Consider the following 15,522-nt stretch of genomic DNA (forward strand, 5'->3'; position numbering starts at 1 on the left):
CTACACTATATTCATCTATACATGTCATTGTTATTGTATAGTAAAATCAATATTTGTTAAAGTATGTAATTAAGAATGCAAAAAAGGTAGTCTTTAAGTATGATATACTTAAAGACTATGTTTCTAGCTTATTTAAACGTTACATCAAGTGAAACCAAATCCTCATATGTCTCTCTTTGAACAGCTAATCTTGCTTCTCCATTCTCAACAAATACGACAGCGGGACGGGGAATACGATTGTAGTTATTCGCCATTGAATATCCATATGCACCAGTACAGAACACAGCAAGAGTGTCACCAGCTTCTGATTGTGGAAGGGGTAAATCCCAAATCAACATATCTCCGGATTCACAACATTTACCAGCGATTGACACGGTTTCTTCCAGGGGGTGATCTGCTTTATTCGCAATCATCGCTTCATATTTTGCCTTGTAGAGAGCCGGTCTTATATTATCACTCATTCCCCCATCAATAGCTAAGTACTTTCGGATGTTGGGCACTTCTTTTCTTGACCCTAATGTATATAGGCTGGTCCCTGCATCACCAACAAGGGAACGGCCCGGCTCGATCCAAATCTCCGGCATTTTTAGGTTGTACCTCTCCACTTCCTGTTTTACAGCCGCAATCATTTCCTCCACATATTGTGCAGGTGGAATCGGGTCATCATCCTTCGTATAGCGAATCCCAAATCCACCGCCTAAGTTAATCACTCTCGGATCGTAATCATATTGAGATTTCCATTGTGCCACCTTCTCAATAATTTTTTTTGCAGCAAGAATGAAGCCTGTCGTCTCGAATATTTGTGAGCCAATATGGCAATGCAGACCTAACAATTCAATCCCGTCATAGCTCATCGCCATTTTCATCGCATCCCGGGCTTGACCATTCACCAAATCGAATCCGAATTTGGAATCCTCTTGTCCGGTTAAAATATAATCATGAGTATGGGCTTCTATCCCAGGCGTCACTCTTAATAAAACCTTCGTCACTTTTTCAGTGGATTGTGAGATGGCATTCACAAGTTGCAGCTCGTAGAAATTATCGACAACAATGCAACCTATGTTGTTTTCAATGGCCATCATCAGTTCTTCTTCAGATTTATTATTTCCATTAAAATGGATGCGCTCAGGAGGGAATCCTGCTTTTAAGGCAGTGTATAACTCCCCTCCTGAAACCACATCCAGTGATAATCCCTCTTCTTTCATCAATTGAAAGACCGCGATACATGAAAATGCCTTACTGGCATAGGCAACTTCCGCTTTCACTCCAAGGGAATCAAATGTTTCTTTAAAGCCTCTTGCTCGTTCTCTAATGAGTGCAATGTCATAAACATAAAGGGGTGTACCGTATTGTTTGGCTAGTTCTAAGGTGCTCACCCCTCCTATCTTTAGATAACCATTTTTCACTTCTGATGATCCATGAAGATGCATGAAACGTCTCATTCCCCTCTTTAATGCTCTGCTAATTAAACGTAATTTACCACAGAATGAGAGTTGTTGCAATATTTCTAAGATTTCGCCGGCTGCTTATATTTATTTCTCGGCTGAACAATGCTAGGTCTGATTTTTGCTCCAGGCATAGAGCGGCGAATCAGGATCTGCATTAATGCTATAGGACTGAATGGCATTAACGGCCATAGATATGGGGTATTTAAAGACTTTATATTTGTAACGAATAAGATAAAAAGTGTGGTACCCACCATCAGTCCCGGGATATGGAAGAAGGCTACTGCAATAAGAAGAAACAGTCTGGCCATCTTGTTCGCGGCACTCAATTCATAGCTTGGTGTAGCGAACGTTCCTATGGATGCAACGGCTACATACAGGATGACTTCCGGTTGAAACAATCCTACATCAATGGCTATTTGTCCAATTAAGACTGCCGCTATCAGACCCATTGCAGTGGATAATGGGGTTGGAGTATGAATGGCTGCCACCCTGAACATTTCAACCCCGAAATCCGCTATGAACAACTGAACAATAACGGGAATATTCGTCTGTTCATTTGGTCCTACGAATTTAATAACCTCAGGTAAGAGGGATGGGTCCAACACAAATAGATACCATAGCGGGAGTAAAAATAGCGAGGCTAATATTCCAAGGAATCTAGTCCATCTGACAAAGGTCCCGACAGCCGGTGATTGTCTATATTCCTCCGCATGCTGAAGGTGATGGAAATATGTCGTTGGTGTAATGATGACACTCGGCGAAGTATCAACAAAAATAAGAACATGCCCTTCTAATAAGTGAGTTGCTGCGACGTCTGCTCTTTCTGTGTACCGAACGAGAGGATATGGATTATATCCTTGCTTCACAAGGAACTCTTCAACCGTCTTATCCGCCATCGTTAATCCGTCGATCTTAATACTTTTCAATTCTTTCTTGATGACTTCAATTAAGCTTGGATTTGCAACATCATTAATATAGGCAATGGAAATGTCAGTTTTAGATCGTTCTCCGATACGAAATATTTCAAACCTCAATCGGGGATCCCGAATTCTTCGTCTTGTTAAAGCGGTATTCACAATAATATTCTCTACATACCCATCTCGGGAACCACGTACTACCTTTTCAGTATCAGGCTCTGAAGGCTGTCGCCCGGGATAACTACGAACATCCACAATGATTGCCTCTTCGTAGCCTTCGACAAAGACTGCTATTAATCCTGATAGCACTTCGTCAACTGCTTCTTCAATCGTTTTAACCGGTTCAACCGATTGATGAACAAGTCGATTATGTACAATCTCATATAATCGGCTCGTTGCACGCTCATGATCATTGATCTCAACGAGTTCCTCCACGATTTGAATAATATAGGAGGCATCAGTCAACCCGTTTATATAGTAGAAGTGCACTCCCTTTTTCAAAACCATGAGTTTACGTACACCTAAATCAAAGCTTTTGTTTAACCCTACATTATTCTTCATGTACTCTTCTATAACAGCTAAATCTTTTGATATCGGTGTTTCTTTCGTTTTCTCAGGCATGATATCCGCTCCTTTCCAAGATGATTTCAACAGCCTTTTTCGTAATGGGTGAACCTTGTGAATAATGATCCCTTTTGGCCATTTTGCCTATGTCACCAATTCCGACAATAACGGGAACATCCAGCTCATCAAGGCAATAAACCGTATCTCCCGTTAATCTTCCGATCTCCATTTCAGGTACACCAAATTTATCTACCCCATATGGAGTTAATTCACCAAATTTATCAATGCACACATCCACCCTTGTCCATTCTGCCTGCCTGGTTTTACTTGCTACCGCAATGACCCCGAGCACGTCTATGCCAGGGTGGTTCGCAACATGCTTTAGTGCCCTTTCGCCTGCACCTTCTCCAATAAATCCACTATCATCAAACATCACAAAGACGGGGTCATTCTTTGCTCTTCTGATCAATTTCACAATCTCTGGTCCTGATAAGACAGAAGGATTCCCTTTAGAGCTTGAGATACATCGTCCCCCATACTCTTTTGCCACACACTCGATTGCCCGCTTGGCATATTCATCTCCATCTGTAATCAGGATCACTTTTCTTTTGTCGTCCATACGAACCCCTGCCTCTTGCTGTTTATTGATGAACCAAGTAGAGCCAATGAAAAAGTGAGCCGGCAATTTTCCCAAACACAATCGCCATAATGAGAATGACGATTTGACCTTCAATCCCAATTCGCTTTGCGAGGATCGGGAACACGTTCAATACCTCTGTTAATGCAGCCGCCAACAGCCCGATGAACACTCCGCTCGCTAAACCGATGGGCATAAGAACGAATGGGGAAAAGTGCAGCGTATAATTATTTAAGCTGACAAATCCTCCAGACAGTGCACCAATAATGACGGCCAGTTCAAAGTGGTGAATCATTTTCATTGTTTTTGTTAACTGAGTTAACCTTGGGATAATTCCTAATACGGTTAGAAAAGCTACAAACCCGGAACCGACTGCCAGTCCACCAGCAAAACCAATAAATACTGTAATCAATACGCTAATGGTCATCTAAATTTTTCTGACTTTCTTTATTTTCATGCATGATGACATACTGATCTAAATCCTGCTGGTAATTAAACATTTCAACTTCTAATGGACTCGGTTCTTCATTAAGTCTCTTTCGAAACACATGGTTGAAAAATAAGATCATCCCAAGGCCTAAACCGAATGAATAGGGAACTTGAAACAGTAATGGATGAGGATCCTCATCCCCAGTTACAAAATGATACAGCCGTTGATGAACTTCCCTCATACTTACATCTTCATGAAAATTCATAATTGCCAGGGCTGCACCGATGAATAATAGTAACCAAACGCCAATGAAGAGCGGAAGAGAGATTTTCTTTTTCTCATAAATCACTTCAATAATACTTTGTGTGGGTCCAATCGTTTGTATATCAAGATCAGAGAAGTTCTTACATATTTCTCTTATCACCCTCATCACATCGACCACAATGATATTCTTATCAGATGCTGTCACTTGATGGATCGGGATTTGCCTTAATTCTTCCAGAAAATTTTCAGGTGCTATGATTTGAGCAAGCTGTCCAAGCTTGACTGTACTCTCTTCCCTTACCTGCACTCGATGACGTAAGCGTATATACAAAATACCTTCCATGCAGTTCACTTCCTGAAAACATGATTTTCCCTTCGTACCAATAGTATGGATTAACGGAAATAATTTATGTAATGGCTGCATGTGGTCGGTTGAGATTACGGAGGAGGAAGTGAGAAAGAGTATAGATTCTGAAGGTCGGAGCTTCTGAAAATGGTAACAATTTCAAAGGGAGAATGTGGGGTCAATAGTTAATCAACTGTTGTATTCATTTCACAAATAAAAATAACCTTGTCGTTTCAACATGATTCGTTGAAACAACAAGGTTATTTTTCCTAAGATTCTGTATGCATATGATCTTTCATTGTTAGTAATATCTTCTTCTCCAATCTCGATACCTGGACTTGGGAAATACCCAGTCGATCTGCTACTTCCGATTGGGTTTGATCTTTGTAATACCTTAAATACACAATCAGCCGTTCCCGATCATCCAGTTCCCTAATGGCTTCTTTTAAGGCAATTTTGTCAAACCATTTATTATCGCTATTATCCGCAATCTGATCCAAAAGGGTAATGGGATCTCCATCATTTTCATAAACGGTTTCATGAATGGAAGAAGGGGCTCTGCTTGCTTCCTGAGCCATGATCACCTCTTCAACCGAATACTCCAGATGTTCGGCAAGCTCACTCACCGTTGGAACCCTCCCAAATTTCTTGGAAAGTTCATCCTTGGCTTTACGAATCTTGTTTCCCATTTCCTTCAGCGAACGACTTACCTTTACTGTTCCGTCATCCCGGATGAACCTCTGGATTTCACCAATGATCATCGGAACTGCATATGTTGAAAACTTGACGTCGTAGCTTAAATCAAACTTATCGACTGATTTCAGCAACCCGATACTGCCTATCTGAAAGAGATCATCAGGCTCATATCCCCGATTGAGGAAGCGCTGGACGACGGACCATACTAAACGCATGTTCTTCTGGACAATCAAGTCCCGAGCGCTTTGGTCACCGTCCTGGCTCTGCTTTATGAGCTCTTTCACCTCATGATCCTTTAGAAAGGTCTGTTCCTTTTCTTTTTTAACTTCGACATCCATGGGCACGACTCCTTAATTGCATAGCGCTTTACTATTGGTCAAGTGCTTCTTTAGTCTTACCGTGGTGCCTGTACCTGGGTGTGATGACACTTCTATTTCATCCATGAAATTCTCCATGATGGTAAAGCCCATTCCAGAACGTTCCAGCTCAGGCTTGGACGTGAACAAAGGTTGACGGGCTTCTTCTACATCACCAATCCCGACTCCTTCATCGCGGATGGTCATATCAATGTACCCATCCTCTTCCATAATGACGGAAATATAGACGATACCATTCGGTCTGTTATCATATCCGTGAATGATGGCATTTGTAACGGCTTCAGATACGACTGTCTTGATTTCAGTCAACTCATCCATCGTCGGATCCAGCTGTGCAATAAATGAAGCAACGGTAACTCTGGCAAAGGACTCATTTTGGCTTAAAGAACTGAATTGAATGTTCATTTCATTTCTCATGTCAGGCGACCCCCAATCTTTGTAATGCGTTTTCTTCAGACGGCTCAAGACGGATAATCTTAAACAACCCGGACATTTCAAATAATCGGTTTACAGAAGGGGAGATCGCACACACAACCATTTCTCCATGCTTTTGTTTAATCTGCTTGTATCGACCCAAAATCACACCTAATCCTGAACTATCCATAAAGCTTAGTTCCTCTAAATTCAAAATGATATGCTTCACATTCTCACTTTCAATCAGATTCGAAGCTTTTTCCCTAAGCTCATCAGCAGTATGATGATCCAGCTCACCACTTAAACGAATACACAAAACATCTTTTTTGACTTCTAAGTTAATAGCAAGACTCACTATCAGAAAGCCTCCTTCTCTGTCGTATAGTGAGTCATTTCGCTATTCTTTTAGTAAATTCCTTCTCAATGACAAAACTAGAAGGAATTCGTCATAATTAGAGGTTATTTTTATCAGAAATCGTAAAGACAGTTTTACTTTCCAACTTTCGTGAATAGTCCAAAGGATTTTTTGTACAGCTCCCACCAGCTCGCGTCATTTATATTTTTCTTTGCGACGAGAGTGCTTTCCAACACTTTTTCTCCTTTGTTCATGATGACTAGAGTCCCGACTTTATCTCCTTTTTTGATAGGAGCCTTGAGGTCTTTAGAGAGTGTAATTTTCTGTTCTACCTTATCCATTTTTTCACCTTTTTGCGTTAACAGGGAGATGGGCTCTTCCGTCACTGCATCCACTCTGTTTTGTTTCCCTTTCGATACTTTCACCTGAGCCAGGGAGTCACCCTTTTTGAAGAGAGGTTTGGTTGAATACTGATTGAAGGCATAATCCAGCATTTTACTTACCTCGTTGTTTCGCTCTTTAGGAGTCGGTGCTCCGAATACGACAGCAATGACCCTCATATTATCTTTCTTAGCCGTTGCCGTTAGGCAGTATTTCGCTTCATTGGTGAATCCAGTTTTTAGTCCATCCACGCCGTCATAGAAACGAACCAATTTGTTTGTATTTACCAACCAGAATTTTTTTTCCGTATCCTCACGTAAATACGATTCATAGCTGCCTGTGAACTTGGTGATTCCTTCATATTTTAAAAGTTCCTTGGCCATCATGGACATGTCATGTGCCGAACTATAATGATCTTTAGACGGTAAGCCTGTCGGGTTTTTGAACCGAGTGTCTTTTAAACCAAGCTCTTCTACCTTTTTGTTCATTTTTTCAACAAAGGCTTCTTCACTTCCTGATATATGTTCCGCCAGGGCAACTGATGCATCATTGGCAGAACCAATCGCAATCCCCTTAAGCATTTCTTCAACCGTCATGCTTTCACCGGGCTCCAGGAAAATTTGTGATCCACCCATCGATGCGGCATATTCACTCGCTCGAACACTGTCTTCCCACTTTATTTGACCTTTTTCAAGGGCTTCCATGATCAACATCATTGTCATAATCTTAGTCATGGATGCTGGTGCCAGCTTTTCATGGCTATTCTTCTCATATAATACCGTTCCAGTATCCCGCTCAATCAAAATAGCTGATTTCGATACTTCAGCTAATTCCGATTTCTTCTCCTGGGCAAACCCCATTGAAGGAAACAAAAAAGCTGCTAAAACAAATGTAATCACTATATACGCAAAACGTTTCATCCAACTGTCCTCCAATCAAATCTCGTTTTAATTCAATACTCATAGACCCATTTTTTCCAACTGCATCATTTTTATACAAACATTGGTAAAAAAGTGAGGTTGGCCTATGAATGGTAGGTGGTTAGTGATAAAAATGGTTGGAAGATGGTTAAAAAAAAGCCTCTGCCAAAGAGAAATAATCCTCTTGGCAAAGGCCTCGATCAAAATTAAAAATCAACCCGTGATTTCAGTATGAATCAACGTAGGGGCTTTCACATGTTCAGATGTTACTTTAATGCTTTCGTATAATTTTTCTTTTACATTGTCGATATTCTCATCATTGCTATAGATCGTCACAAGAGAATCTCCCGTTTTGACAGAATCACCGATCTTCTTGCGTAACTCAAGACCAACCGCTAAATCGATAACAGAATCTTTTGTTGCACGGCCTGCTCCTAACCACATAGCAGCCGTTCCAACTGCATCGGCCACAATTTCTGATACATAGCCATCTTCTTTCGCTTCAAGTTCAACCTTATACTGCGCCTGTGGAAGTTTTGATGGATCATTCACAACGGATGGATCTCCACCTTGTGATTCTAGGAATACTTTGAAATTCTCAAGAGCCGATCCATCTTCAATCGCTTTCTGTAATAGCTCTCTCGCTTCTTCCAATGTTGATGCTTTTTCAGCCAGATAGACCATATGACTTCCAAGAGTTAAACATAATTCTGTTAAGTCTTCTGGACCTACACCTTTTAATGTATCGATCGCTTCTTTCACTTCAAGTGCGTTTCCTATCGCGAAGCCCAGTGGCTGACTCATGTCCGAAATGACCGCCATAGTTTTTCTGCCGACGTTGTTTCCGATGTTCACCATTGCTTTGGCAAGGTCTTTTGAATCGTCTAGTGTTTTCATGAAAGCCCCGGCACCCGTTTTCACGTCAAGTACGATAGCATCCGCACCAGCAGCTATTTTTTTACTCATGATGGAACTTGCGATCAGAGGAATGCTATTGACCGTTGCCGTCACATCACGTAATGAATAAAGCTTTTTATCAGCCGGTGTTAAATTTCCACTTTGTCCGATAACGGCTAACTTATTCTTGTTCACCAAGCGGATAAATTCATCGTTTTCAATTTCTACATGGAAACCTTCGACGGACTCAAGCTTATCGATGGTTCCTCCAGTGTGTCCAAGTCCTCGTCCACTCATCTTCGCTACAGGTACTCCAACGGAAGCAACCAGTGGTCCCAGAACAAGGGTCGTTGTATCACCAACACCGCCTGTTGAATGCTTGTCTACTTTAATTCCTTCAATTGCAGACAGATCGATTTGATCTCCTGATTCGACCATTGCCATCGTCAGGTCTGCTCTTTCTCTATCGCTCATGTCTTTGAAGAAGATAGCCATTGTCAGGGCACTTACTTGATAATCAGGGATGCTTCCATCTGTATAACCTTCAACTATAAATTTTATTTCTTCTGTAGAGAGCTCTTTACCTTCACGCTTCTTCTCTATTAAGTCAACCATTCTCATTGTATTCACCCGCTCTTCTATTATTGTCAAAGGGAAGTCCCTTTAGTTTTCAAATTGAATCGTACAACCCTTAGATTGATTTCACGATTTCTTTTACATATTCCAGGAAGTTTGCACGAACCATTTCGGTTGTTTCAATCACTTCATCATGGGAAAGAGGTTGGTCAAGGATACCTGCCGCCATATTTGAGATGCATGAAATTCCAAGCACTTTCATTCCCCCATGGCGGGCTACGATTACTTCAGGTACAGTCGACATTCCTACTGCATCTCCTCCAAGTGTACGGGCAAGACGCACTTCAGCTGGAGTTTCGTATGTAGGTCCTGTATTCCCCACATACACACCTTCTTGCACTTCAATTGAAAGCTTTTCTGCGATTTCTTTCGCTTTTTGACGCAGTTCTTTACAATATGCTTCTGACATATCCGGGAATCTTGGTCCTAAGCGGGAATCGTTCGCCCCAATTAGTGGATTGCCACCCATATTATTAATATGATCCGTGATCAGCATCAAGTCTCCAGCCTTAAAGCTTTCATTCACTCCACCGGCAGCATTGGTGACGATTAAGACTTCGACGCCAAGTTCCTTCATAACACGGACGGGGAATGTGACTTTATCGAATCCGTACCCTTCGTAGTAATGAAAACGCCCTTGCATTGCTACGACTTCCTGACCCGCCAATTGACCGAACACAAGCTGCCCTGCGTGTCCCGCCACTGTAGAAACAGGAAAGTCAGGGATTTCTTTATAAGGTATTTTCACTGAATTTTGGATTTCATCAGCTAACACACCCAACCCTGAACCAAGGATGAGTCCGATTTTCGGTTGGCCTGTGTATTGATTTTTTAAATGGTTTGCTGCATTTTGGATGTTTTCATAATTCATGTTCATTACTCCTTTTTTTATCATTCAACGTAAAGAGGAGGAAATGGGCTGATGTTACCGCTCTTTCATCCTCTCCCTTTCAATATTTTTACCAGGAATACCTATTTCAATTGTGATAAGAAGCTTCTACCAAACTTCGGCATGGTCACATTAAAGTTGTCTGCCACGGTAGCGCCGATATCTGCGAATGTTTCAGAGATAGGCAGCTCTTTCCCTCCGTCAAAGCGTTTTGAATAAACGAGAAGTGGAACATATTCTCTTGTATGATCTGTTCCTGGGGCGGTCGGATCGTTCCCGTGATCGGCTGTAATGATAAGAAGATCATCTTCCGTCATTTTCTCGAACACTTCAGGAAGCCTTGCATCAAATTCTTCTAACGCCTTTCCATATCCTTCTGGATCACGACGATGTCCGAATAAAGCATCGAAATCGACAAGATTCAGGAAGCTTAAGCCTGTGAAGTCTTGATCGAATGATTTAATGAGTCCGTCCATCCCGTGCATATTATGCTTTGTACGAATCGATTCAGTCACTCCTTCTCCATTAAAAATATCTGAAATTTTACCAATGGCGATCACGTCAAAACCGGAATCCTTCAGTTCATTCATTACTGTACGGTTAAAAGGTTTTAACGCATAGTCATGACGATTGGATGTACGTTTGAACTCGCCTGGTTCGCCAACGAATGGACGAGCAATCACACGACCTACGAGGTATTCCTCTTCTTTCGTGATTTCACGTGCGATTTCACAAATTTTGTACTGCTCTTCTATTGGAATGATGTCTTCATGAGCTGCAATTTGAAGGACAGGATCTGCAGAAGTATAAACAATTAGAGCTCCTGTTTCCATGTGCTCTTTTCCTAACTCCTCAATAATCTCAGTTCCGCTTGCAGGCTTATTTCCAATGATCTTTCTGCCTGTCTCAGCTTCAAGTTTCTGAATTAATTTTTCAGGGAAACCGTCTGGATACGTTTTGAACGGTTTATCAATATTGAGACCCATTATTTCCCAATGACCAGTCATCGTGTCTTTCCCTACAGATGCTTCCTGCATTTTCGTGAAGTATGCTAACGGCTTGTCAGCTTTTTCAATTCCCTTCACTTCTTTAATATTCGAAAGTCCAAGCTTTCCAATATTGGGCATGTTCAGTCCATTCATATGTTCAGCAATGTGACCAATCGTATCTGTTCCTTTATCGTTAAATAGTTCAGCATCTGGCGCCTCACCTATTCCCACTGAGTCCATGACGATCAGATGAACTCTTTTGTATGTATAGTTACTCATTCAAATAAACCTCCTATATGTAGTACCTTATTTAAAAAAGCGGTTACATTTTTTGATCTTTAATCGTATCTTACCCTTAACTGCATTATAGCAATCGACAGGATTTAACGTCAGAAGTCTGACATCTACATTCTACTTTTTCCTTTCAAAAAAAACAAGAGAGATCCCTTAAAGAATACTATTTTCTTTAAGACATCTCTCTTCATCTTTTAAGCACGCGGATGAAATTGTGAGTATACATCCTTTAAGCGTGTTTTCGTTACATGTGTATAAATTTGTGTGGTGGAAATGTCTGCATGACCTAGCATTTCCTGTACTGCCCTCAGGTCTGCCCCATTCTCCAATAAATGGGTTGCGAATGAGTGCCTAAGTGTATGAGGTGTCAGATCCTTTTCAATATTGGCTTTTTTTGCAAGAGCTTTTAAGTTCTTCCAGAAACCTTGTCTTGTCAGACCTTTACCATGATGATTTAAAAAAAGGTGATCATCCCGGTGTTTCTTGCTTCTTAATTTCAACCGGGCATCTTCTAAGTATTTCTCAAGAACATTCATTGCCGTTTGCCCTATGGGGATAATCCGTTCTTTATTCCCTTTTCCTATACATCTGACAAATCCCATGGTCAAGTGGACATCGTCCAGTTTTAGTTGAATGAGTTCACTTACCCTGATACCTGTCGCATAAAGGATTTCAAGCATCGCTTTATCTCTCATCCCAAGTGGTGTAGATTCCTCAGGAGCTTCAAGTAAAGCTTCCACTTCGGCTATGCTTAAAATCTTTGGAAGCGTCCGCTCTGTTTTCGGTGTCTCGATATGCACAGTCGGATCTTGTTCCGTCGCTTTTTCTCTTAGCAAAAATTGATGGAAGGAACGGATAGATGCAACATGGCGTGCAACTGTCTTTGAAGATTTCCCCTGACTCTTTAAGTGGCCGAGAAATTGGACTATGTTCATCCTCGAAACGGCGTTCAGTTCCGATATTTCTTCCACCTTCGTTAAGTATAGTGCATAATTCTTTAAGTCACGCTGGTACGACTCTATCGTATTTTTGGCCAGTCCTTTTTCTACTATTAAAAAGTGCATGAAATCTTGAATATGGTCTTCCACACTGCATTACTCCCCGTTCATATAAAAAAATAATAGCCGATCATACCATTGGCTTTCTTCATCCGTCACAGAAGAATACACCTTGACTGCTGCTCCCTCGGGTTCATCATATCTGTGATAGCCTTCATATTCTTCACTGATCCACATAATACCATAGTAAAACAAAATCGTTGATCCAGTAAACAAAATAAACACTTTAATGGTTTGCCATACCATTTGAATTCCTTTTATCATCCTGTCGTCCTCCATATTCATCGGTACTAACGTCTATTAATACAAGCTATGACGTTTTTAATCTGTTTTATACCTTATGGAGTTAAAACGGTGAAAATTTCTGTCGGTGTATATAAAAAAGCCTTAAAGAGTATGTATGGGATGTTTCAAATGAGAAACAACGACAGGAATCTTTAAGGCTTTTCGGCATCATATTATTCTTCTGGGTCCTCTTCTTTATCCTGGCATCTGGAACAAATACCATGAAAGGTAAGGCGGTGATCTTTTATTTTAAATTTCCAATCTCGTTCAACAATCGCTTCCACGTCTTCTAAGAGATCTTCTTGTATTTCATCAACCGCTCCACATTCAATGCATACTAAATGATGATGAAAGTGGGCTGCCCCTTCTTGCCTGAGATCATAACGCGATACACCATCGCCAAAATTGATTTTATCCACAACTTTCAGTTCAGATAGCAATTCCAATGTACGATATACAGTTGCCAGTCCAATTTCCGGAGATTTTTCCTTAACGAGGAGGTATACATCTTCGGCACTGAGGTGATCTTCTTCATGTTCCAATAACACGCGTACCGTTGCTTCGCGCTGTGGCGTAAGCTTGTAGCTGGCAGAATGAAGTTGTTTTTTGATTCTTTCAATACGGCTTTCCATAGTCCTCTCCTCCCTCGTCAATGTCCTTACTATTATATCAAAAAGGGAGGAATAAGCAAAATAAAATAATTATAATTAAACAAATAAAACGATTCTTATATAATAATCGTTTTATTTTATTTTTGAAATAACCGCTTCCATTAAGTTAGGAGAGAGATACGCTTCAATGCTGGCGGCGATTGTGACAATCCCGATTGCTACCACTAAGAAAATCACGTACCTGGATAAGAACGGAATCATTTGAAACTGCATGGATGATGTCTGCCTCATGAAAATCTTTCGAATCAGCGTAAGGGAAAAACTGGCGCTGATCGCTCCGATGAAAATAAACGCCGGAATAATGATGATATTTTGCGGTAAGACGCTGACAAAGGATAATAAAAATCCGCTCCATCCCATTTGATTTACTAGGAACCCAACCGAAAATCCCACAACGACTCCCTTCATAAATAATAGAACGAAGATGAGGGGGAGTCCGATAATCGAGATTCCCAGTAACCACATCAACCCGAGATACTTTACATTATGAAGGAAGCTCTGACGAAACAGCTCTTCTGCTGACGTCATACTCCCATCTTCCATTTCACTGAAGAATTTACTTAAATAGAAATACAGGTCTTCCTTTTGGGCAAAAGACAATGAATTAACCACGATTGCTCCAAAAATGATCCCCATTAAAAATAGCGTAATGATAAATAAATAGATTGAGGAATGTGCTTGTACATGTTGAACGAGTGGATTTGAATTTGATATTTTTTTGCGCATCACAGTGCTCCTCCTAGATATCGATTACTAATCTATATGTAGGCCGGGACAGGTTTATTCTTCTCTCTTCTATTCTATTGAACTTCCATGGGGATAACCGTATAATCATAGAAACCTTATGGTGGAAGTGGAGGAACATATTATGAGCAATCCAAGTTTAATCGATTTTCCCGATAAGATTGAATCACCCCGCCTTTATATTAGACCGTGCCTGCCCGGAGACGGATCTGAAGTCTTTATTGCCATCTCTGAATCAAGAAATGAATTAAAACCCTGGCTTCCCTTCGCCCGTAAAGAACAATCCCTGGAAGAAGTGGAGGCGGGAGTACGGGATTCCTATGCAGAATTTATTAAAAAGACCGACATTCGACTCCATATTTATCTGAAAGAAACAGATGAATTTATTGGATCTACAGGTCTGCATCGCATCGATTGGAACGTGCCAAAAGTGGAAATAGGATATTGGCTTCACACGAAGCACACGAAAAAAGGTTATATCGTTGAAGCCGTGAATGCGTTAACACATTTCGCCTTAAATGACCTTTGCTGCCAGCGGGTGGAAATTCGTTGCGACGAGAGAAATGCAGGTTCCAAAAGAGTACCTGAAAAACTGGGATTTACGCTTGAAGGCATCATTCGTCATGATCATCTTGATGAAAATGGGAAAGATGCACGTAATACGTGTGTTTATTCTCTGATTCCAGGGGACCTCAATTAAGATTTGATTAACTCATGAAAACAGGACAGCCTTTTTTGGCTGTCCTGTTCTCTCTTAATTAGTAAGCTTCTGCAGTTGCAGATATTGAACGGCATAAGCCGTTTTTGCATCGTAAATCCGCTGTTCCTTTATAAGCTGCACCGCTTCCTCGACTGTTACTTCAATCAACTCTACAAATTCATCTTCATCCGTTTCTTTCGATTCCTGAATGGGATAAAGATCGTGAGTGATATACAAGTGAACAAGCTCATCTGCAAATCCGGGAGACGTGTAAAACGAAATCAAATGCTCCAGGTTCCCACATCCGTAGCCCGTTTCTTCTTCCAATTCGCGAAGGGCTGTTTTACCGGGCTCTTCCCCGGGCTCTAGCTTCCCTGCAGGAATTTCGATGATGGATTTCTCCAGCGCTTTGCGATATTGCTCTACCATGACAAGTTTCCCCTCTGGTGTTAACGCAATAACAGCAACAGCAACAGGATGCTTAATAAGTTCTCTCTTGGAAGTCTTTCCATTGGGAAGCTCTACTTCATCCACCTGAAGATCAATGATTTTCCCTTGATAGATGGTTTCCGTTTTTATCGTCTTTTCTTCAAATTTTTTCATCCGCTCA

The 15,522-nt window shown here is 41.0% G+C and carries 18 protein-coding genes; 1 reads left to right on the forward strand and 17 read right to left on the reverse strand.

Annotated elements, in window-relative coordinates:
* Positions 1–128: 128 nt before the first annotated feature.
* The 16 genes from lysA to spoIIM form a co-directional block, all read right to left on the reverse strand.
* On the reverse strand, positions 129–1,430 hold the full coding sequence (gene lysA / locus ACYH0O_RS15885) for a diaminopimelate decarboxylase (protein ID WP_482632584.1): 1,302 nt from the start codon (positions 1,428–1,430) through the stop codon (positions 129–131).
* Between the two features lie 77 nt (positions 1,431–1,507).
* Positions 1,508–2,986, reverse strand: coding sequence for a spore germination protein (locus tag ACYH0O_RS15890; protein WP_149156983.1), 1,479 nt, complete (start codon positions 2,984–2,986; stop codon positions 1,508–1,510).
* Positions 2,979–3,548, reverse strand: coding sequence for a stage V sporulation protein SpoVABEA (gene spoVAEA, locus ACYH0O_RS15895; RefSeq protein WP_149156984.1), 570 nt, complete (start codon positions 3,546–3,548; stop codon positions 2,979–2,981). Before spoVAEA ends, ACYH0O_RS15890 begins: the two co-directional genes overlap by 8 nt.
* A 22-nt stretch (positions 3,549–3,570) precedes the next feature.
* Positions 3,571–3,993, reverse strand: a complete 423-nt coding sequence (locus ACYH0O_RS15900) for a stage V sporulation protein AB (RefSeq protein WP_149156985.1) — start codon at positions 3,991–3,993, stop codon at positions 3,571–3,573.
* Positions 3,983–4,603: a stage V sporulation protein AA gene (locus tag ACYH0O_RS15905; protein ID WP_149156986.1), complete on the reverse strand. Its 621-nt coding sequence runs from the start codon at positions 4,601–4,603 to the stop codon at positions 3,983–3,985. The genes ACYH0O_RS15900 and ACYH0O_RS15905 overlap by 11 nt, the downstream gene beginning before the upstream one ends.
* 272 nt (positions 4,604–4,875) lie before the next feature.
* On the reverse strand, positions 4,876–5,640 hold the full coding sequence (sigF, locus tag ACYH0O_RS15910; RefSeq protein WP_482629487.1) for an RNA polymerase sporulation sigma factor SigF: 765 nt from the start codon (positions 5,638–5,640) through the stop codon (positions 4,876–4,878).
* 12 nt (positions 5,641–5,652) lie between these two features.
* Positions 5,653–6,096 (reverse strand): anti-sigma F factor, encoded by a 444-nt coding sequence (gene spoIIAB / locus ACYH0O_RS15915; RefSeq protein WP_148969515.1) that lies wholly within the window; start codon positions 6,094–6,096, stop codon positions 5,653–5,655.
* A 1-nt stretch (position 6,097) separates the two neighbouring features.
* On the reverse strand, positions 6,098–6,448 hold the full coding sequence (gene spoIIAA / locus ACYH0O_RS15920; protein WP_113967610.1) for an anti-sigma F factor antagonist: 351 nt from the start codon (positions 6,446–6,448) through the stop codon (positions 6,098–6,100).
* Between the two features lie 134 nt (positions 6,449–6,582).
* Entirely contained in the window at positions 6,583–7,749 is a 1,167-nt protein-coding gene (locus tag ACYH0O_RS15925) for a D-alanyl-D-alanine carboxypeptidase family protein (protein WP_482629488.1), read from the reverse strand.
* 213 nt (positions 7,750–7,962) lie between these two features.
* Entirely contained in the window at positions 7,963–9,267 is a 1,305-nt protein-coding gene (locus ACYH0O_RS15930; RefSeq protein ID WP_482632585.1) for a pyrimidine-nucleoside phosphorylase, read from the reverse strand.
* Positions 9,268–9,337: 70 nt separating this feature from the next.
* Positions 9,338–10,153 (reverse strand): purine-nucleoside phosphorylase, encoded by an 816-nt coding sequence (locus tag ACYH0O_RS15935; RefSeq protein ID WP_482629489.1) that lies wholly within the window; start codon positions 10,151–10,153, stop codon positions 9,338–9,340.
* A 101-nt stretch (positions 10,154–10,254) separates the two neighbouring features.
* Complete coding sequence (deoB, locus tag ACYH0O_RS15940) at positions 10,255–11,439, reverse strand: phosphopentomutase (RefSeq protein ID WP_149156990.1); 1,185 nt, start codon at positions 11,437–11,439, stop codon at positions 10,255–10,257.
* Positions 11,440–11,648: 209 nt separating this feature from the next.
* A complete protein-coding gene (gene xerD, locus ACYH0O_RS15945; RefSeq protein WP_482629490.1) occupies positions 11,649–12,542 on the reverse strand; it encodes a site-specific tyrosine recombinase XerD in 894 nt (297 codons plus the stop codon).
* 6 nt (positions 12,543–12,548) lie between these two features.
* The gene (locus tag ACYH0O_RS15950; protein ID WP_149156991.1) at positions 12,549–12,776 is read right to left on the reverse strand and encodes a YqzK family protein; all 228 of its coding nucleotides are present in this window, start codon (positions 12,774–12,776) and stop codon (positions 12,549–12,551) included.
* Between the two features lie 194 nt (positions 12,777–12,970).
* Positions 12,971–13,429, reverse strand: coding sequence for a ferric iron uptake transcriptional regulator (gene fur, locus ACYH0O_RS15955; RefSeq protein ID WP_149156992.1), 459 nt, complete (start codon positions 13,427–13,429; stop codon positions 12,971–12,973).
* 111 nt (positions 13,430–13,540) lie between these two features.
* Positions 13,541–14,194, reverse strand: a complete 654-nt coding sequence (spoIIM, locus tag ACYH0O_RS15960) for a stage II sporulation protein M (protein WP_113967595.1) — start codon at positions 14,192–14,194, stop codon at positions 13,541–13,543.
* A 142-nt stretch (positions 14,195–14,336) separates the two neighbouring features.
* On the opposite strand from spoIIM, the gene ACYH0O_RS15965 reads away from it, so the two are divergent.
* A complete protein-coding gene (locus tag ACYH0O_RS15965) occupies positions 14,337–14,912 on the forward strand; it encodes a GNAT family N-acetyltransferase (RefSeq protein ID WP_482629491.1) in 576 nt (191 codons plus the stop codon).
* Positions 14,913–14,966: 54 nt separating this feature from the next.
* Here ACYH0O_RS15965 and ACYH0O_RS15970 read toward each other — a convergent pair whose 3' ends face one another.
* Positions 14,967–15,515, reverse strand: coding sequence for an NUDIX hydrolase (locus tag ACYH0O_RS15970; RefSeq protein WP_482629492.1), 549 nt, complete (start codon positions 15,513–15,515; stop codon positions 14,967–14,969).
* Between the last annotated feature and the right edge of the window lie 7 nt (positions 15,516–15,522).

The sequence above is a fragment of the Rossellomorea sp. H136 genome, assembly GCF_056838065.1.